This is a genomic window from Pseudomonas arvensis, from assembly GCF_056688935.1.
On sequence record NZ_CP162038.1, the window covers coordinates 4543308 to 4563435 of the forward strand.

Below are 20128 nucleotides of genomic sequence, written 5' to 3' on the forward strand. Positions count from 1 at the left end.
TGTCATGACGCTTGGGGCACCGGGGCTTCGACAGGTTCAATAGTATCGTGACGGACGACCGCCCCAAACTGTTGCATCATTTGCTGGATGAGCGGGTCTGCGTGGATCGAATCCTCAGCCTCGCGCTGACGGTTGATACGCCGGCGGGTCGCGGCCTGGGCCGGGGTTTCCTGCTCGGGCTTGATCAACTCGATGGCGATGGTCAGCGTGCGCCCATGGTACTGGTTCAGCGCATCGTTGAGGCGACGCTGCTGGGTCGCGTTGAACAGGGCGCTGTGGGCCGGGTCCAGGTGCAACAGCCAGTGGTCGCCATCAATGGAAATCAGTGTGCAGTTGGCGGCGATGCTGCCGGTCATCCCGGAGATCGGCAGTTTCGGGAACAGTTCCAGCCATTGCAACGCCAGACCGGTGGCCGGGGCTGCGGCAGGCTCTGCTTCGGGCTCGGGGGCCGGCTCGGCAGTGTGTTCGCTGGCAAGGTCGTCAAGGTAGCTGTAGGCCGAATCCATGTCCGGCTCGATGTAGTCTTCATCAAGCGGCGGCTCGTCGTCGAGGTCGATGCCTGGGGTTGCGGCTTCAACCTGAGCGACGGTCGGCTCAGGGACCGGTGCGGACACCCACTCCGGGGCATCCGGCACCACGCTGTCCGGAGTTGGCGCGGGCATCGGGGTCAACTCGGGCTGCTCGCCAGTGGTTTCCAGTACAGGCTCCACGGCGGGCTGCTGCTCGGGCTCGGCTTCGGTCTCCACCGGGTCGTTCCAGGGCAGATCGACCACGGGCGCAGGTTCGGGCTCCACCACCGGTGCCGGCTCGACCACTGGCGCGACCACAACGGGCTCAGGCTCAGGAACCTGCGCAACAGGCGCAGGGGCCGCAACCACTGGCGCAACCACCGCCGCGCCAGCCACTGGTTTGGCGGAATCAACTGTGGCCTGGCTGATCCCCACTGGCTTTAGCGGCTGTCTCGGCGCGTCGGCCGTATCGGCGGGCCGGAAGGCCAGCATCCGCAGCAAGACCATCTCAAAGCCACCACGTGGGTCCGGCGCCAGGGGCAGGTCGCGACGGCCGATCAGGCCCATCTGGTAGTAGAACTGCACATCTTCGGCCGGCAACGCCTGAGCCAGACCCAACACGCGGTCGCGGTCGCCATGGCCGTTGTCGACACCTTCAGGCAAGGCCTGGGCGATGGCAACGCGGTGCAGCACATTGAGGATTTCCGAGAGCACGCCGTTCCAGTCCGGGCCTTGCTCGGAGAGGTGGCGCACGGCTTCGAGCAATGCCTTGGCGTCACCTTCGATCAGGGCGTGCAGCACGTCGAACACCTGGCCATGGTCGAGGGTGCCGAGCATGGCGCGCACATCGGCTGCCATGACCTTGCCTTCACCAAAGGCGATGGCTTGGTCGGTGAGGCTCATGGCATCACGCATCGAGCCATCGGCGGCGCGGCCGAGCAGCCACAACGCGTCGTCTTCGAACGGTACGTTCTCGACGCCCAGCACGTGGGTCAAATGCTCGACCACACGCTCGGGGGTCATGTTTTTCAGGGAGAACTGCAGGCACCGCGACAGAATCGTTGCGGGAAGTTTCTGCGGGTCGGTGGTGGCCAGGATGAATTTGACGTAGGGCGGCGGCTCTTCCAGGGTTTTCAACAGCGCGTTGAAGGAATGGCTGGACAGCATGTGCACTTCGTCGATCAGGTAGACCTTGAAGCGGCCGCGGCTCGGCGCGTACTGCACATTGTCGAGCAGTTCGCGGGTGTCTTCGACCTTGGTGCGGCTCGCGGCGTCGATTTCGATCAGGTCGACAAAACGCCCTTCGTCGATTTCCCGGCACACCGAGCAAGTCCCGCAGGGCGTCGAAGTGATACCGGTTTCACAGTTCAGGCATTTGGCGATGATGCGCGCAATGGTGGTCTTGCCCACCCCGCGCGTACCGGTGAACAGGTAGGCGTGGTGCAGCCGTTGGCTGTCCAAGGCATTGATCAGAGCCTTGAGCACATGGGTCTGGCCGACCATTTCGCGGAACGAGCGCGGACGCCATTTACGTGCAAGAACCTGATAACTCATCGAAAACCGTCGCAACTGGGAAGCGGAAGCCGGTAATGCTAGCGGAGCAAGGGGGAAATTGCATCCGGCACGCTCGCCTAATCTGACTAAGCTGTCCTGACTGGCCCCTCAAAGGCCTGAACCCGGAGAGTGTATGCGCGTAGTCCTGGGCGCTTTATGGATGATGACCACGGCCTGCCTGGCGGCGCCTGCACCGTTGCGTTTCTCGGTTTCCGACAGCTGGGCGATGCCCATGGTGCAGTTGGAGAACGGTCGGCCAACCCAGGGTATTTTGTATGACGTGATGTTGAGCCTGGCCACTCAGGTCGGCCACCCGGCGCAGTTCAAGGTGCTCGCCCGGGCACGCATCGCAGCCGCCATGGACCACGGCGAGGTTGATGTGCGCTGTTATGTCACCCAGGCGTGGGTCGATAATTTTTCCGGCAATTACACCTGGAGCCTGCCGCTGATGGTGCAGCGCAACGTACTGGTGAGCACGCACATCCCAGTGCAGGCGGTGTCCCTCCCCCAGTTGGCGCCCCAGGCCATCGGCACGGTGCTCAATTACCGCTACGCCACCCTCGACCCGCTGTTTGCCAGCGGCCAACTCACCCGCGACGATGCCCGCAGTGAAGATCAGGTGCTGCACAAGCTGGTGGCCGGGCGCTTCAAATATGCGGTTATCAATGAGTGGATCCTGGACCGGTTCAACCAGAACATGCCCGTCGGCCGACGGCTGCACAAAGTGGCGGTGATCAACGAGCAAAACCTGGGCTGCATCGTGCGCAATGACCCGGACGTGCCGGTGCAGAGGATTTTGCGCACGTTGTTGCAGATGAAGATGTCGGGGGAGATCGACGACATTATCCAGTTGTATACCGGACAGCCCGCCTCCAGCGCCCTTCCAGACTGATGGCGGCCACACTGGCCAGCACCATCACCCCACCGAGCACCACCTGCCGTGCAATCTGTTCACCCAGCAGCGTTGCGGCCATCACCATCGCCACCGGCGGAATCAGGTACATCGCCACCGATGCGCGGCTCACCTCGACATACTTGAGCACATAGCCCCAGGCCAGGTAGGCCAGGGCGCTGGGAAAAATACCCAGCACCAGCACCGCCAGGTTCTCCGGCAACGGCGCTCGCACAACGGCCGCCGGCAAGCCAGGCAAATTGACGCAAAGCATCAGGGTGCCCACCCACACCATGTAGCACGCCAGGGTCAGCGGGCTGTAGCGAAGGGCGTAGTGCTTCTGAATGGCGAAATACATGCTCCACGACAACGCCGCCAGCAGGATCAGCAATCCCCGCGGGTCGATATCACCTACGCCCTGGTCGCCCCAGATCACCACCAGCACACCGAACAACCCCGAGAGTACGCAGCCCCAACGCCAGGCGCTGACCCGCTCCTTCAAGCAGAAAAACGCGATCAGCACGCTGAACAAGGGCGCCGACTGCGCCAATACACTGGACGCCGCCGCCGTCACCCATTGCTGCCCGGCATTGAGGCTCATGTGGTGCAAGAAAACGCCGAAAAAACCCAGTACCAACAACCACGGCACATCCCGCAGGCGCGGCCGACCGATCCCGACCACCAGCGCCACACCGCCCATGAACACCGAGGCAATCAGAAACCGCAGCAACGCCAGATGACCGGGGCTGTAGCTGTGCAAGCCCATGTGCACACCAATCGGCGAATAGGCCCAACAGAGGATCACGCTGGCGATGACTAGCGTAAGCTTCACGGGTGACGGGGTGTTCATCGATGGCGTCCAGAAACTAAGAAGGAATGCCATCAGTCTTGGCCCCGGCATGCCGTAGGACAATTAAGTGTTTCTGACTTCTGAAATCAGCGGAACTGAGCAATGGAACTGGCCCAACTGAAAATGGTGCGAGCCGTCGCGCAAACCGGCAGCGTGGCCCAGGCGGCCGTGCAACTGCACTGCGTGCCGTCCAACATCACCACACGCATCAAGCAGTTGGAAAGCGAGTTGGGCACGCCGCTGTTTATCCGTGCCGGGCGTGGGCTGGCCATCAGCGCGGCCGGCGAAATTTTCCTGGACTACTGCGAACGCATTCTCGCGTTGGTGGAGGAGTCCAAGCGCGCGGTGGACGCCAATGCCATCCCCCGTGGCACCTTGCGCATCGGCGCCGTGGAGTCCAGCGCGAGCGGCCGCCTGCCACCGCTGCTGGCGGAATACCATCGACGCTACCCGGATGTCAGCCTGGAACTGGTGACCGGCGCCTGGGCTCAGTTACTCGACGATCTGCAACACCATCGCCTGGATGTGGCACTGGTGGCCGCCAGCAACAAGCGCTCCAAACTTGAACACAGCGTGGTCTACAGCGAACGCCTGGTGCTGATCGCCAGCGCGTCCAGCGCGCCGATCCACAGTGCCGAAGACCTGGCGGGCCGTACCCTGCTGGTGTGGCCATCGGGCTGCCCTTACCGGGCGGCGCTGGAAAACTGGCTCAAGCCCCATGACGTCAAGCCGGCCATCGCCAGTTATGCCAGCTGGGGCACGATTATCGGCTGCGTGAGTGCGGGAATTGGCGTGGCGCTGGCACCGGAAGGCATCCTGGCCCGCTATGAGCAGGCCAATCAATTGGCGTCCTATCGGTTTGACGAATTGCAGGCCGTGGACAACCTGCTGTTCTGGCACAAGGACACCCAGCGCCACTTGGCGCGGGATGCGTTTGCGGGGCTGTTGCGCGAAACGTTCGGCTGATGGAGATCAGCTTTTGGGTGCAGCCAACCGCGCGTACTGATCCTGACTGATCCAGCCCTTGAACGAGCGGTCGTCAGCATTGACGAACTCAACCTGGGCCCAGCCATCCTTGAACGCCAGCACACCGACCACATCGTTCTTGACGATATAGGGGCGCTTGGCCACCTTGGCGCCCGGTGTTTTCTGCAGGTAAGCCTTGTCGACAGATACAGTGACCAGACCGATCCACTGCTTGCTGGCGGTCTGGGTCAGGTCCAGGCCGGTGGCAATCTCCGGCATCAGGACGTTGATGCAGCCGGGATGCTGACGGCCTTCCTCCACGGTCAGGGTCACGCCGTCGGACGACGGCGCCACGCTGCCAGGGTAGGCGTCGTCGAGCCAGGTAGTGAGCGCGCCGGGCTTGCCTTGCAGGTAGAACGCACAACTGCGTGTTACGCCCTCACCCATTGATTCTGCGTAGAAACCTTCGACCTGATGCTCCGGCGTCACCGCCAGCATCAGCCCTTCGTACTTGCCCGAATGCAGCGCAGCCGAACCGGCCATGGCTGGCGCCACAGCGCACAACGACAACACACCTATCGCGAGTAAACGGATCATCCTATTTTTTCCCTTCAAGTTTTTCGTAGGCTTTTTGCATAAGGACGTCGTAGTTGCCGTAGTCCTCACCGTTATAGTTACGCGCCATGCCGGTAAAGTCTTTGGCCTTCATGGCTTTCATCAACGCCGGGCTTTTGCTGCAAAAACCGAGGAATGCCTTTAGTTGATTGCCGGCATTGACCTTTAATGCCGCCGAAAACTCAAACACCGTCTTGTAACCGCACGACGCAAAGTTGAAGCCCATGATCTGGAACATGCCCCACGAAGCCGACATCAAGGCGGCTTCCTGGTCCAGGGCAAATGCGGTGGCCATGGTTTCCCAGGCCTTGGCCTGGTCCTTGTTGTTCGCCTGCCACTGCGGCCCGGCCTTTTTCTTGTAGGGGTAGGACAGCAGCGGGTGCGCCTGGTCGTAGATGTGCTTGGTGTATTTGCGAAACAGGTGCCCTTCAAAGGCGATCACCGGCAACTTGGCCGGCCCGAAGCCGGAGCGCCCGCCCGACTCCACGGTTGCGAACGCCTTGATGATATTCACCGAAATACCGCTGCCCAGTTGCGTGGCGGCGTTCTGGAAGTCCGTTTCGCTGAGGGTCATGCCCCCGTCGCACGTGGCCTGGAGCATCAATTGCCGGTTACGCCGCTCGGCCTCGATCATCGCGCGCATGCGGTCCAGGTACACGTTGACCGTGGCCTGCACCGCATCGCCCTGATTGTTGCCGAACACGTTGAGAAAAGTCGGGATGCGCATGCTCGGAAAGGCCTTCACCGGCACTTTCACCGCTTCCTCGATCAGGCTGTTGAAGGTGCGGCCGGTGGGGTCGATCACGCCATCAGGGTGGGCGTACTTGAGATGACGGAACTGATATTGGCTGATGCACTGCACCAATTGGCCGTCGCACTTGCCGTTTTCGGCCAGCGGGAACCCCATCTTGGGAATGATCAAATTGAATAAATACTGGATGCACTGAACATCGGCAGGCAAGTTTCGGGCTTTACCGGCCGCACCTACCGACGCAGTGATAAGACGGGGTAACCCTTGCAGGCTTTTCATCACAGACATCCTTGTTAGTTAAAGAAGTGATAGCACTTCAATATCAAATCAGTACCCTTGTCACACTCTGAAACAAGTGGCCGGCGCAAACTAACAAGGCAGTCTGGGGTTGTCCAGAGAGGGTTTGGAAAGTTGTGAAACAGCCGTCATCGACCGCGCAATAAAACAATGGCAGTTGACTGAAAATAAATAATTTGGATTTGAATCGAAGGGGGTACTGCAAGGAAGAGCGTTATGGAGGCAACCCCACCAGCCACACCCCGGCACACAATGTTCCCGCTGTGGCTGCTGCCTTCCGGCTCTGACCAGGTTCACGGGTAATCGTTGCGGGGGGACCGATGGGGTCACCATAACGACGCCTGCCTCTCGGCAAGCGGGGCCATTGTACCGATCTCATCGGAAGTTACAACCGTTGGTGACGGATTAAAAATATGAAGGGGTTCAAGCACTTGCCATGGTCACCAGCTTCTCCCTCATTGGCTGATCATTGTGCCTGCAGTACCTCATCCGCCCGGCCGCCCTCTTCCTGGATCACCAGGTGGATGAAGTGCAGCTTGGCGATCACCGCCGGTGGCAGCACGAACGGGTAGAAATCCGGCTGGCCCATGGCGCGTGACAGTTCATTGAGCATGCCGGCCAGTTCGATCCAGGCGTTGACGAACGACAGGAATGCCGGGCCGCTGGGGTGTTCGGGGTCATACAGCGTGGTGAGGGGGAACGGTTGATAATCCAGGTCCATCTCACGGGCGCTCATGCCAAAGCCCAGGGCGGTGTCGACGGCGTCCATCATGTGCAGGTAGTGGGCCCAGGTTTCGGCCCAGTCTTCCCACGGGTGCATGGTGGCGTAGGCGCTGACGCAGGTTTGCTGCCAGTCCGGACGCGGGCCATTCTGGTAATGCTGGTCGAGGGCTTCGGCGTAACTGGCGCGTTCGTCGCCAAACAGGCTGCGAAAAGGTTGCTGCCAGTGGGTATTGGCAATCAGGCGATCCCAGTAATAATGGCCGACTTCATGGCGAAAGTGACCGAGCAAGGTGCGGTACGGCTCGCGCATCTGTACACGGATTTTCTCGCGGTGGGCGTCGTCGGCTTCCTTGATGTCGAGGGTGATCAGGCCGTTGGCGTGGCCGGTCATGGGCGCGTTGCCTTCCAGGTCGATACCGACGAAGTCGAAGGCCAGGCCGGTGTCTTCGTCAACGCTCTTGGGCACGACGCGCAGGCCCAGGCTGATCAGTTGCGCCACCAACCGACGCTTGGCGGTTTCCACCTTGCGCCAGCGTTCGGGGTTTTCCGGGATCGACAGGTCGGGAATGGTGCGATTGAGGCTACAGGCCACACACAGCGGTGCGGTGCTGTGGGCCGGGATCAGCCAGTTGCAGGCGGCCGGGGTGTCGAGGTTGGCACAACGGCGAAAGGCGCCGGCGTCCAGGTTGTCGTCCTGCAACCAGGTGCCATCGACGGGGCCGGGCTGCAATGAGGACAGGCGGCTTTGCTGGGGTTGGTAGCCCAGCAGCGCTGCGCAGGCCAGGCATTGGCTGTTGCGAAAGAACAAGGACTGGCCGCAACGGCACTGCCAGACCTTGCTGTTACGCGAGGATTCGGCCATGAACGGTGCGGCGATGCGCGAACTGAGTTGCTCGAAGTAGCGGAACATGGCGATCTCTCCCTAGGTGACTGAGACTAGATCATTTAGCGCTTGGGATCGTTCCACTTTCCTACAGGGCTGCTGCGCAGCCCGGCGCGGGGCAAGCCCGCTCACTACAGAAAACCATGCCACGTCAGACGGTGATGTTGTGCTTGGCCAGGAAGGCTACGAAGGCTTCTTCATCCAGCACCTTGAGGCCCAGCTCGCTGGCCTTGGCCAACTTCGAACCCGCGCCCGGCCCCGCCACCACGCAGTGGGTTTTCGCCGAGACAGAACCGGCCACCTTGGCGCCGAGGCTTTCGAGTTTCTCCTTGGCCACGTCGCGGCTCATCAGTTCCAGGGAGCCGGTGAGGACCCAGGTGTGTCCGGCCTCCGGCAAACCTTCGACGACCTTTTTCTCGCTTTGCCAGTGCATGCCGAAGTCCTTGAGCTGCTGCTCGATGGCCAGGGCAAGGTTAGCGTTGTCCGGGTTGTCGAAGAACTCGCGCACAGCCTTGGCCTGCTTCTCGGGCAACGCCTGGCGCATGTCCAGCCAGTCGGCCTTGATCACACCTTCCAGGGTGCCGAACTTGTCCGCCAGTTTCTGCGCGGCGCCAGGGCCCACGGACGGTACGTGCAGTTTGTCGAGCAAACCGCCCAGTGTGGTGCTGGCGGCGAACTCGGCACTGAGGTCGCCCTGATCCTGCAATTGCAGCCCACACTCGTTTGGCGACAGGAGTGCGCCGATTACCTGCTGGTTATGAGTGTCTTCAAAGAAGCTGTGGATCTCGTGCGCCACTTCCAGGCCCACGTCGGGCAAGTACGTGAGCACTTGCGGCAAGGCCTGCTGCACGCGCTCCAGAGAAGCCAAGGAGCGCGCCAGCACCTTGGCGGTCTCCTCGCCCACATCCGGAATGCCCAGGGCGTAGATAAAGCGCGCCAGGGTCGGCGTCTTGCTGTTTTCGATGGCGCCGATCAGCTTCTTGCTGGAAACATCGGCGAAGCCTTCCAGGTCGATGATCTGCTCGTACTTTAGTTTGTAGAGGTCGGCTGGCGAACCGATGAGTTTTTCATCCACCAGTTGCTCAATGGTCTTGTCGCCGAGGCCATCAATGTCCATGGCCCGGCGCGAGACGAAATGAATGATCGCCTGCTTGAGCTGCGCCCCACAGGCCAGGCGCCCAACGCAGCGGTACACCGCGCCCTCACTGATGGTTTCCTTACCCTTGCTGCGCTTGACCAGTTGCGTGCGCTCCACGTGGGAGCCGCACACCGGGCAACGCTCGGGGATCGGCACTGCGCGGGCATCGGCCGGACGGCGCTCAAGCACCACGGACACCACTTGCGGGATCACATCACCGGCGCGGCGGATGATCACTGTATCGCCGATCATCACGCCCAGGCGCGCCACTTCGTCCATGTTGTGCAAGGTGGCGTTGGACACGGTCACACCCGCGACCTTGACCGGCTTCAGGCGTGCCACCGGGGTGACGGCACCGGTGCGGCCGACTTGGAATTCCACGTCGAGCAGTTCGGTGAGCTCTTCCAGGGCCGGGAATTTATGGGCGATGGCCCAGCGCGGTTCACGGGCGCGGAAGCCCAGTTCACGCTGGGCGGCAATGCTGTTGACCTTGAAGACAACGCCGTCGATTTCATAGGGCAGGCTGTTACGCCGCTCGCCGATATCCCGGTAGTAGTCGAGGCAATCCTGAATACCCTTGGCCAGCTTCAGCTCATGGCTGATCGGCATGCCCCATTTCTGCAACTGTTGCAGGTTGCCAATATGGGTGTCGCTGATGTCCGTGGTCACGCCATAGCAGCAGAATTCCAGCGGGCGGCTGGCGGTGATCTTCGAATCCAACTGACGCAGGCTGCCGGCGGCGGCGTTGCGCGGGTTGGCGAAGGTCTTGCCACCGACTTCCAGCTGCGAGGCGTTGAGCCGCTCGAAACCGGCCTTGGACATGAACACTTCACCGCGCACTTCCAGGGTCGCCGGCCAGCCGGTGCCATGCAGCTTCAGCGGGATGTTGCGCACCGTGCGCACGTTGACGCTGATGTCCTCACCCGTGGTGCCATCGCCACGGGTGGCGCCGCGTACCAGCTCGCCATCCTGATACAGCAGGCTGACCGCCAGGCCATCGAGCTTGGGTTCGCAGCTGTATTCCACCGCTGCGCCACTGCCAAACAGATCACCCACCGGCAGGTCGAGCCCTTCGGTCACCCGGCGATCAAACTCCAGCATGGTGGTTTCATCAAAGGCATTGCCCAGGCTGAGCATCGGAATCTCGTGCTTGACCTGAGTAAACGCCGACAACGCCGCACTGCCGACCCGCTGCGTCGGCGAATCCCGCGTGACCAGGTCCGGATGCTCGGCCTCCAGAGCCTTGAGCTCGTGGAACAGCCGGTCGTACTCGGCGTCCGGAATGCTCGGCTCGTCGAGGACGTGGTAACGGTAGTTGTGCTGATCCAGTTCAGCGCGCAGTTCGAGGATGCGGGTATGGGCGGCGGTCATGGGTGTTCTCTCATAAAGCAAAAGAGCAGCCGAAGCTGCTCAATATGTTAGTGCACGGATTCTACAGACAACGCTTAAGATCGAACCTCAGCGTTTCTGTGTCAGGGCGCGACGCTCGAACTCGACGATACGCTGACGGTAATGTTCGATGGTCTGGGCAGTCAGGACGCTGCGTTGGTCGTCCTTGAGCTCGCCGTTGAGTTCCTGGGACAGCTTGCGGGCTGCGGCCACCATCACGTCGAACGCTTGTTTCGGGTGACGCGGGCCTGGCAGGCCGAGGAAGAAGCTTACCGCCGGCGTGCTGAACAGGTCGATGTCGTCCAGATCAAAAGTGCCCGGCTTGACCGCGTTGGCCATGGAGAACAGCACTTCGCCGTTGCCGGCCATGCTTTCGTGACGGTGGAAGATATCCATCTCGCCAAAACGCAGGCCGCTTTCGAGGATGTTCTGCAACAGCGCAGGGCCTTTGAAGCCGGCGGCGTCGCGGCAGATCACGCTGATCACCAGGACTTCTTCGGCGGCCGGCTGATCATTGACCGACTGGCGCGCGGCGCTGCTGGTCTTGCCGACGTTTTCGTCCGGGAAATCATCGTCGCGGCTGCTGAAGCTCGGGCCTTCGTCGACGTCGAGGTTCAGGTCACCCTGATGGGGCTCGGCCACGGCGGCGTTGGCGCGCTTGCCACGCTTGGAAGACGGTTCACGGGCTTCACGCAACGGCGCGCTCATCGACGGCAAGTCGTGTTCGTCCAGCTGCGGCTCTTTATGGGTATCCAGCACACGGGGCGGCCCCAGCAGCTCGGCGCTGCCGTCGTCGTCAGGCAAGTTGGACAGGTTGCGGTCCAGACGGAATTTGAGCTTGCCCTTGCCACCGCGCATGCGGCGCCAGCCATCAAAAAGAATACCGGCAATGACAATAATGCCGATGACGATCAGCCACTCGCGCAGACCGATTTCCATGTAATCCCGTGCCTCTAATAAAAAATGCTGAAAAATAAGGGGTTTAGCACCGTGCAAACCGCTTTAAAACGTGGCGCCAACTCTATGTTCTGACTGACGTTTTGCCCACGCACACGAAAAATTGACATTAAACTAGCACGACCAAAGATAACTTTACACCGTCTGTCAAAATGCCTTGAACAAATATGTCCATTTGCCACTTTCCCTAGACCGGTAAATCACCCTTCAACGCGCTGAAAACTTTCTGTCATGGCGCAACTCAAGATTCCACCATCGCCATCGCTTCTTCGACATCCACCGCGACCAAACGCGAACAGCCCGGTTCATGCATCGTCACGCCCATCAACTGATCAGCCATTTCCATGGCGATCTTGTTGTGGGTGATATAGATGAACTGCACGGTCTGGGACATCTCTTTGACCAGTCGTGCGTAGCGTCCAACGTTCGCGTCATCCAACGGTGCGTCAACTTCGTCGAGCATGCAGAACGGCGCCGGGTTCAACTTGAAGATGGCAAATACCAGGGCCAGTGCGGTCAGGGCTTTTTCGCCGCCGGACAACAAATGGATGGTGCTGTTCTTCTTGCCCGGAGGCCGCGCCATGATCGTTACCCCTGTATCGAGTAGATCTTCGCCCGTCAGTTCCAAGTAAGCGCTGCCACCGCCGAAAACTTTTGGGAATAACGCCTGTAAACCGCTATTAATCTGATCAAAGGTATCTTTGAAGCGGTTACGGGTTTCCTTGTCGATCTTACGGATCACGTTTTCCAGGGTGTCCAGGGCTTCGACCAGATCGGCGTCCTGGGCATCCAGATAACGTTTACGCTCGGACTGCTGCTGATATTCATCGATGGCCGCGAGGTTGATCGCGCCCAGGCGCTGGATCCGTGCAGCAATGCGCTCAAGCTCTTCTTCGGCGTCTTTTTCATTGGCCTGGGCGGTCAGGGTGTTGAGCACGCCGTGCAGGTCGTAGCCGTCTTCCAGCAACTGGTCTTGCAGGGTTTTGCGGCGCACGGTCAGGGCTTGCCATTCCATGCGCTGTTGTTCGAGCTGGCCGCGGATCAGTTGGGATTGCTGCTCGGCTTGAGTCCGACGCTTTTCCGCATCGCGCAACTCGCGGTCGGCATCTTCCAGGGCGATCTGTGCGGTCTTGAGTTCTTCGTCGACGGTCATGCGCTTGTCGAGCAACTCTTCGAGCTTGAGGCGCAGCTCTTCCAGCGGCGCTTCGCCCTCCTCCAGGTTGAGGCTCAGTTGCTCGCGCTTTTCGGTGAGGCGTTCGGATTGCATCTCCAGGCGCTCCAGGGCCTGGCGTGTCGAATCATGCTGGGCACGCAGCGAGCCGAGGCGTACCGCCAGTTGGTGCGCGTGATCCTTGTGCTGCCGGGCTTCCTGGCGCACGCGGTCAAGGCGTTCGCGCAGGCTGTCGCGCTGGGCGAGCAGCAGTTCGCGCTGCTCGGTGTCGAGGGCCATGCTGTCGAGGGCTTCCTGCAAGTGCAGGCGCGCTTCGCCGATCTGTTCGTGTTCCAGGGCGCGTTGCTCGCCCATCTCGGCGACTTCTTCATCAAGACGGGTGCGGCGCAGGGTCAGTTGCTCGGCTTTGGCTTTGCTCGCCGACAGTTGCGCCTTGAGTTCGCCTTGCTGGCGCGCCTCGTCCTGCAACAGGCGGCGCAGGTGTTCACGACCGGTCTCTTGCTGGCGCTGGGTGGCGCGCAGGGTCTGCAATTCAGTTTCCAGGCTTTCGAGGGTGGCTTCACGCTCTTCGCGCTCGGCGATCAGGCTGACGATTTCCTGGCCGCGGGCCAGCATGCCGCTCTCGGCTTCACTGGCGCGGCGCACCCGCAAAAAGTGCCGGCCGACCCAGTAGCCATCGCGGCTGATCAGGCTTTCACCGGCCGCCAACTGACCGCGCTGGGCCAGGGCCTGCTCCAGGGAATCCACCGGTTTGACCTGGCCCAGCCATGGCGACAGGTCAATCGCGGCCTCGACCTTGTCCAGCAGGCTACCCGGCACCCGCGTGCCATCGGCGGCGGGGCTAAGCAATCGCAGGTCGCCCTGGGCAAACCCGGCCAGGTCAAAGCCGCCGAAATCATCCACCAGCACTGCTTGCAGATCGGCGCCGAGCACGGTTTCCACCGCCAGCTCCCAACCGGCTTCGACCTTCAGGCCTTCCGCCAGGCGCGGGCGCTCGGCCAGATGCTGGTCGCGCAGCCATTCGGCGGTGCCGGTGCCAGGGTCCAGCGCGGCTTGCTGCAAGGCTTCAAGGGACGCCAGCCGCCCGTTAAGCCGCTGCAAATCGCCCTGGGCCTGTTGCTGGGCCTGGGTTGCCTGTTGCAGTTGCTGACGCAATTGCTCCAGGCGCTCCACTTGCTGCTCTTCGCTGGCTTCCAGCTCTTCGAGGGTCATCTCGCTTTCGGCGAGCTGCTCGCTGAGGTCCATGATCGCCGCGTCTTCCGGGTCGGCGGCGAGCAGCACGCGCTCTTCCTGCAGACGACGCTGGCGCTCGGCCAGGCGCTCCATGCTGGTCTCCAGTTGCTGGATGCGCGACTGCTGCACCTCGGCCTGGCGACGCGGTTCGGCAGATTGCAGGTTGAAAGCGTCCCACTGCTCCTGCCAGCCGTGCATGGTGGTTTCAGATTCTTCAAGCGCCACTGCGGCTTCTTCGGCAGCGGCGCTGGTAATTTCCTGCTCGGGGGTGAGCATGTCCAGCTCTTCACCCAGCGTCAGCAGCAAGGTGCGGTCGTGGCCCAGGTGGGATTCAGTCTCCAGCCGCGCGCGTTCGGCTTCCTTGAGATCGTCCTGCAATTGGCGCAGGCGCTGCAGGCCGTGCTGGATGCTTTGCTCGACGCGGGCGATATCGCCGCCCACCGAATAGAAGCGGCCTTGCACCAGATTGAAGCGTTCGGACAGATCATGGTGCCCGTCGCGCAGTCGCTCGATGCTGGCATCGGCGTTGCGCTGCTCGGCCACCAGTGCTTCGAAACTGATTTCCTGGGTGCCGATAATTGCTTCGCGCTGCCCCACCTGCTCATTCAGCGCCTGCCAGCGCAGGGCCGAGAGTTGCGCCTTGAGCTGGCGTTCTTCGCCTTTGTATTCCTGATACTTCTCGGCGGCCTGGGCCTGGCGGTGCAGGCGTTCCAACTGGCGCTCCAGCTCTTCGCGCAGGTCGGTGAGGCGGGCGAGGTTTTCGTGGGTACGGCGGATGCGGTTTTCAGTTTCGCGGCGGCGCTCCTTGTACTTGGAGATGCCGGCCGCTTCTTCGATGAAGTTACGCAGGTCTTCGGGCTTGGCTTCGATCAGCTTGGAGATCATGCCCTGCTCGATGATCGAGTAGCTGCGCGGGCCCAGGCCGGTGCCGAGGAAGATATCGGTGATGTCGCGTCGGCGGCACTTGGTGCCGTTGAGGAAGTAGCTGTTCTGGCTGTCGCGCGTGACTTTGCGGCGGATGGAGATTTCCGCGTAGGCCGCGTATTCGCCGATCAGGGTGCCGTCGGAGTTATCGAACACCAGCTCGATACTGGCCTGGCTCACCGGTTTGCGGCTGGTGGAGCCGTTGAAGATGACGTCGGTCATCGACTCGCCGCGCAGGTTTTTGGCCGAGCTCTCGCCCATCACCCAACGTACGGCGTCGATGATGTTCGACTTGCCGCAACCATTGGGCCCGACCACTGCCGCCATGTTACTGGGGAAGTTCACCGTGGTCGGGTCGACGAAGGATTTGAACCCCGCCAGCTTGATGCACTTGAGCCGCACGCTTAGGCGTCCGCCAACGCTGCGATGACCAGCGAGCTGCTGCGCTGGCAGTAGGCCGACAGCACCTGGCGAATCTGCGGCACGTCACGGGCCAGCACGGCGGCGAGCAGTTGCTCGAACAGCGCCAGGTACTCGCTCATGGACGCCTTGCGCTGATCCAGGGCCAGGTAATAGGCACGGTTCATCGCCGGTTGCAGGTTCTCGACGGTTTCCTGCAGGTAAGGGTTATTGGCAAAGGGGTACGCGGCGCGCATCACGTTGAAGCATTCTTCGACGAAGGCGCGGATGTCCTCACGCTCGAAATTGGTCACCAGGCGCTGTTGGATCTGCACGAACGGCGCCATGTCGGCCTGGGTCTGCCAGCCTTCAGCGACGGCATTGCCGAGCAGGATGTACAGCTCGCTCATCAGCGTGCACAGGCTTTGGACCTTGTGTGCGGTGAGCTCGGTCACGTGGGCACCACGGCGTGGCAGGATCGCGATGAGGTGGCGCCGTTCGAGGATCAGCAAGGCTTCGCGCACGGAACCACGGCTGACATTCAGCGCCAGCGTGACTTTCTGTTCCTGGATGCGTTCCCCAGGCTTGAGATCGCCGCGAATGATGCGTTCGGCGAGGTGGTGAGCGATTTGCTCGGCGAGACTGTCCGGCGCCTTGAACGTCATGTTTTCCCTTCAAAATCTTCTATCGGTACAAGCGCGGCAGTGTAGCGCATTGGCTGGCTGATGGCGCTACGCCCACCGTGGCGAATTTGGCATGAAACAAGCAGCGGTTGAGCGGCGCCAGCCCGCAAAAAACGCCGGTTCTAGAAGACTGGACCATAATTGAATGTGTTGTGATCGCCTTTTCTTGACCTTTAGGTCAGAAAACCATTGACCGAAAAGTCAGACATGACTAGATTCGGCGCAAAGCGGTTAACAACAATAATGAGTCTGCGAGGCCTTCCGTGATCCAGTTTTTACTCAACCAGGAACTCCGTAGCGAGCACGCCCTGGACCCCAACCTGACCGTGCTCAACTATCTGCGCGAGCACGTGGGCAAATCCGGTACCAAGGAAGGCTGCGCCAGCGGCGACTGTGGTGCGTGCACCGTGGTGGTCGGCGAGTTGCATCGCGACGATCAAGGCGTCGAGCAGATTCGTTATCGCAGCCTTAACTCGTGCCTGACCTTTGTGTCGTCGCTGCACGGCAAGCAACTGATCAGCGTCGAAGACCTCAAGCACCAGGGCCAACTGCACAGCGTGCAGCAGGCCATGGTCGAGTGCCACGGTTCGCAGTGCGGCTTTTGCACCCCTGGGTTTGTGATGTCGCTGTTCGCCCTGCAAAAGAACAGCGACGCCCCCGACAGCCAAAAGGCCCACGAAGCCCTGGCCGGCAACCTGTGCCGCTGCACCGGCTACCGCCCGATTCTGGCCGCCGCCGAGCAGGCCTGCTGCAACAAACCCGTGGATCAGTTCGACAGCCGCCAGGCCGAGACCATCGCGCGCCTCAAAGCCATTGCGCCGACCCAGACCGGCGAACTCAACAGCGGCGACAAACGCTGCCTGGTGCCGCTGACCGTGGCCGACCTGGCCGACCTCTATGACGCCTACCCGCAAGCCCGCCTGCTGGCCGGCGGCACCGATCTGGCGCTGGAAGTCACCCAGTTCCATCGCACGCTGCCGGTGATGATCTATGTCGGCAACATCGAAGAAATGAAGCGCATCGAAGCCTTCGACGACCGCCTGGAAATCGGCGCCGCCACCGCTTTGTCCGACTGCTACACCGCGCTGCACCACGAATACCCGGACTTCGGCGAGTTGCTGCACCGCTTCGCGTCCCTGCAAATCCGCAACCAGGGCACTTTGGGCGGCAATATCGGCAACGCCTCGCCGATTGGCGATTCGCCGCCGCTGCTGATCGCCCTCGGCGCGCAGATCGTGCTGTGCAAAGGCGATGTGCGCCGTACCCTGGCCCTGGAAGACTACTTCATCGATTACCGTGTGACCGCACGCCAGGACAGCGAATTCATCGAGAAAATCATCGTGCCGAAGGGCCACACACTGTTCCGGGCGTACAAGGTTTCCAAGCGCCTGGACGATGATATTTCCGCCGTGTGCGCAGCCTTCAACCTGAAGCTCGATAACGGCGTGATCGGCGAAGCTCGCGTGGCCTTCGGCGGTATGGCCGCCACGCCTAAACGCGCCAAGCGCTGCGAAGCCGCATTGGTCGGCGCCACCTGGAACGCTGCCACAGTGGAGAAAGCCTGCGCCGCCCTGGCCGAGGATTTCACCCCGCTGTCGGACTTCCGCGCCAGTAAGGAATACCGCCTGCTCAGCGCACAGAACCTGCTGCGCAAATACTTCATCGAGCTGCAAACGCCGCACATCGAGACTCGGGTGACCGCTTATGTCTAACCATCACGCCGTGGAAAAAACCCAGGCCGAACTCGCCGAACTGTTCGCCCAGGACCTGACGTCCGGGGTCGGTCGCAGCGTCAAGCATGACAGCGCCGCCAAGCACGTCAGCGGTGAGGCGCAGTACATCGATGACCGCCTGGAATTCCCCAACCAATTGCACCTGTATGCGCGCATGTCCGACCGCGCCCACGCCCGGATCATCAGCATCGACACCGCGCCTTGCTACGCCTTCGAAGGCGTGCGCATCGCCATCACCCACGAAGACGTGCCGGGCCTGAAAGACATCGGCCCGCTGATGCCCGGCGACCCGCTGCTGGCCATCGACACGGTGCAGTTTGTCGGCCAAGTGGTGCTCGCCGTAGCCGCCTGGGATTTGGACACCGCACGCAAGGCCGCCATGGCCGCCGTGATCGAATACGAAGACCTGGAGCCGGTGCTGGATGTGGTCGAGGCGTACCGCAACAAACACTTCGTGCTCGACAGCCACACACACCAGCGTGGCGATTCGGCCGGCGCACTCGCCACGGCGAAAAACCGTATCCAGGGCACCCTTCACATCGGTGGCCAGGAGCACTTCTACCTGGAAACACAGATTTCCTCGGTGATGCCCACCGAAGACGGCGGCATGATCGTCTACTGCTCCACGCAAAACCCCACCGAAGTGCAGAAGCTGGTGGCCGAAGTGCTGGATGTGTCGATGAACAAAATCGTCGTCGACATGCGCCGCATGGGCGGCGGTTTCGGCGGCAAGGAAACCCAGGCCGCGAGCCCGGCGTGCCTGTGTGCGGTGGTCGCACGCCTCACCGGCCAACCGACCAAGATGCGCCTGCCGCGTGTGGAAGACATGCTGATGACCGGCAAGCGCCACCCCTTCTATATCGAATACGACGTGGGCTTCGACGACAGCGGCCGCCTGCATGGGATCAACCTGGAGCTCGCCGGTAACTGCGGCTGCTCGCCGGACCTGTCCAACTCGATTGTCGACCGCGCCATGTTCCACGCCGACAACTCGTATTACCTGGGCGATGCCACGGTGAACGGCCATCGCTGCAAGACCAACACCGCGTCCAACACCGCCTATCGTGGTTTCGGCGGCCCCCAAGGCATGGTCGCCATCGAGGAAGTGATGGACGCCATCGCCCGCCATCTGGCGCTGGACCCGCTGGCGGTGCGCAAGGCCAACTACTACGGCAAGACCGAGCGCAACGTCACCCACTACTACCAGACCGTCGAGCACAACATGCTCGAAGAGATGACCGCCGAACTGGAAGCCAGCAGCCAATACGCCGAGCGCCGCGAAGCGATCCGCCGGTACAACGCCCACAGCCCGATCCTGAAAAAGGGCCTGGCGCTGACCCCGGTGAAATTCGGCATCTCGTTCACCGCCAGTTTTCTCAATCAGGCCGGTGCGCTGATCCACATCTACACCGACGGCAGCATCCACCTGAACCACGGCGGCACCGAGATGGGCCAGGGCTTGAACATCAAGGTCGCGCAAGTGGTGGCCGAAGTGTTTCAGGTGGAAATCGACCGCGTACAGATCACCGCCACCAACACCGACAAGGTGCCCAACACCTCGCCGACCGCTGCCTCCAGCGGTGCGGACCTGAACGGCAAAGCCGCACAGAATGCCGCCGAAACCATCAAGCAACGGCTGGTGGAGTTTGCCGCGCGCAAATACGACGTGAGTGAGGCGGACGTGGAATTCCACAACGGCCATGTGCGCGTGCGCGACCAGATCCTGACCTTTGAGGCGTTGATTCAACAGGCGTATTTCGCCCAGGTCTCGCTGTCGAGCACCGGCTTCTACAAGACCCCGAAAATCTTCTACGACCGCAGCCAGTCACGCGGGCGGCCGTTCTATTACTTCGCATTCGGCGCGGCCTGCTGCGAAGTGATCGTCGACACCCTCACCGGCGAATACAAAATGCTGCGTACCGACATCCTGCATGACGTGGGCGCCTCGCTGAACCCGGCCATCGACATCGGCCAGGTGGAAGGCGGCTTTATCCAGGGCATGGGCTGGCTGACCATGGAAGAGTTGGTGTGGAACAACAAGGGCAAGCTGATGACCAACGGCCCGGCCAGTTACAAGATCCCGGCGGTGGCGGACATGCCGTTGGACCTGCGGGTGAAGCTGGTGGAAAACCGCAAAAACCCGGAAGACACGGTGTTCCATTCCAAGGCCGTGGGTGAGCCGCCGTTCATGCTCGGGATCGCGTCTTGGTGTGCAATCAAGGATGCGGTGGCGAGCCTGGGTGACTATCGCCATCAGCCGAAGATTGATGCGCCGGCAACGCCGGAGCGGGTGCTATGGGGGTGTGAGCAGATGCGCAAGTTGCAGGCGGTTGTGCCGGTTGAAACCGAAACCGAGATGGCTCCGCTTTAGGACCGAGGCGCTGCCATCGGAGGCAAGCCTCCTCCCACATTTTGATCTGTGAATGCCATCAAATGTGGGAAGGGGCTTGCTCCCGATAGC

Annotated in this window: 13 protein-coding genes and 1 other RNA gene; 4 read left to right on the plus strand and 10 right to left on the minus strand. The window is 61.6% G+C overall.

Translation table 11 applies throughout. The features are described from left to right. Positions 1-2 precede the first annotated feature (2 nt). Positions 3-2063 (minus strand): DNA polymerase III subunit gamma/tau, encoded by a 2061-nt coding sequence (gene dnaX, locus AB3G88_RS20400; protein WP_400528703.1) that lies wholly within the window; start codon positions 2061-2063, stop codon positions 3-5. A 133-nt stretch (positions 2064-2196) separates the two neighbouring features. On the opposite strand from dnaX, the gene AB3G88_RS20405 reads away from it, so the two are divergent. Beyond that, positions 2197-2955, plus strand: a complete 759-nt coding sequence (locus AB3G88_RS20405) for a substrate-binding periplasmic protein (protein WP_480451384.1) — start codon at positions 2197-2199, stop codon at positions 2953-2955. Here the strand turns inward: AB3G88_RS20405 and AB3G88_RS20410 are convergent. Continuing rightward, positions 2906-3805, minus strand: coding sequence for a DMT family transporter (locus AB3G88_RS20410; RefSeq protein WP_480451386.1), 900 nt, complete (start codon positions 3803-3805; stop codon positions 2906-2908). The two genes, AB3G88_RS20405 and AB3G88_RS20410, sit on opposite strands and share 50 nt — an antisense overlap. Before the next feature lie 102 nt (positions 3806-3907). Between AB3G88_RS20410 and AB3G88_RS20415 the strand changes: the two genes are divergently transcribed. Further along, positions 3908-4771: a LysR family transcriptional regulator gene (locus tag AB3G88_RS20415; RefSeq protein ID WP_099582678.1), complete on the plus strand. Its 864-nt coding sequence runs from the start codon at positions 3908-3910 to the stop codon at positions 4769-4771. 6 nt (positions 4772-4777) lie between these two features. On the opposite strand, the gene AB3G88_RS20420 is transcribed toward AB3G88_RS20415, so the two are convergent. The 8 genes from AB3G88_RS20420 to AB3G88_RS20455 form a co-directional block, all read right to left on the minus strand. After that, positions 4778-5368: a hypothetical protein gene (locus tag AB3G88_RS20420; protein WP_112196439.1), complete on the minus strand. Its 591-nt coding sequence runs from the start codon at positions 5366-5368 to the stop codon at positions 4778-4780. 1 nt (position 5369) lies between these two features. Next, positions 5370-6416 (minus strand): N-acetylmuramidase family protein, encoded by a 1047-nt coding sequence (locus tag AB3G88_RS20425; RefSeq protein ID WP_099582680.1) that lies wholly within the window; start codon positions 6414-6416, stop codon positions 5370-5372. 244 nt (positions 6417-6660) lie between these two features. Continuing rightward, an RNA gene (gene ffs / locus AB3G88_RS20430) (signal recognition particle sRNA small type) lies at positions 6661-6757 on the minus strand. Positions 6758-6900: 143 nt separating this feature from the next. Continuing rightward, a complete protein-coding gene (locus tag AB3G88_RS20435; protein ID WP_400528698.1) occupies positions 6901-8067 on the minus strand; it encodes a zinc-binding metallopeptidase family protein in 1167 nt (388 codons plus the stop codon). A gap of 124 nt (positions 8068-8191) precedes the next feature. Beyond that, positions 8192-10549, minus strand: a complete 2358-nt coding sequence (gene ligA, locus AB3G88_RS20440; protein ID WP_480451390.1) for an NAD-dependent DNA ligase LigA — start codon at positions 10547-10549, stop codon at positions 8192-8194. Positions 10550-10636: 87 nt separating this feature from the next. Next, the gene (gene zipA, locus AB3G88_RS20445) at positions 10637-11506 is read right to left on the minus strand and encodes a cell division protein ZipA (RefSeq protein WP_099582683.1); all 870 of its coding nucleotides are present in this window, start codon (positions 11504-11506) and stop codon (positions 10637-10639) included. Positions 11507-11765: 259 nt separating this feature from the next. Next, positions 11766-15254: a chromosome segregation protein SMC gene (gene smc / locus AB3G88_RS20450; protein WP_480451392.1), complete on the minus strand. Its 3489-nt coding sequence runs from the start codon at positions 15252-15254 to the stop codon at positions 11766-11768. Positions 15255-15256: 2 nt separating this feature from the next. After that, positions 15257-15916, minus strand: a complete 660-nt coding sequence (locus tag AB3G88_RS20455; RefSeq protein WP_099582685.1) for a GntR family transcriptional regulator — start codon at positions 15914-15916, stop codon at positions 15257-15259. 281 nt (positions 15917-16197) lie between these two features. Here AB3G88_RS20455 and xdhA point away from each other — a divergent pair, with 281 nt between their 5' ends. After that, complete coding sequence (gene xdhA / locus AB3G88_RS20460) at positions 16198-17646, plus strand: xanthine dehydrogenase small subunit (protein WP_099582686.1); 1449 nt, start codon at positions 16198-16200, stop codon at positions 17644-17646. After that, positions 17639-20038 (plus strand): xanthine dehydrogenase molybdopterin binding subunit, encoded by a 2400-nt coding sequence (xdhB, locus tag AB3G88_RS20465; protein WP_480451394.1) that lies wholly within the window; start codon positions 17639-17641, stop codon positions 20036-20038. Before xdhA ends, xdhB begins: the two co-directional genes overlap by 8 nt. The last annotated feature ends 90 nt before the right edge of the window (positions 20039-20128 follow it).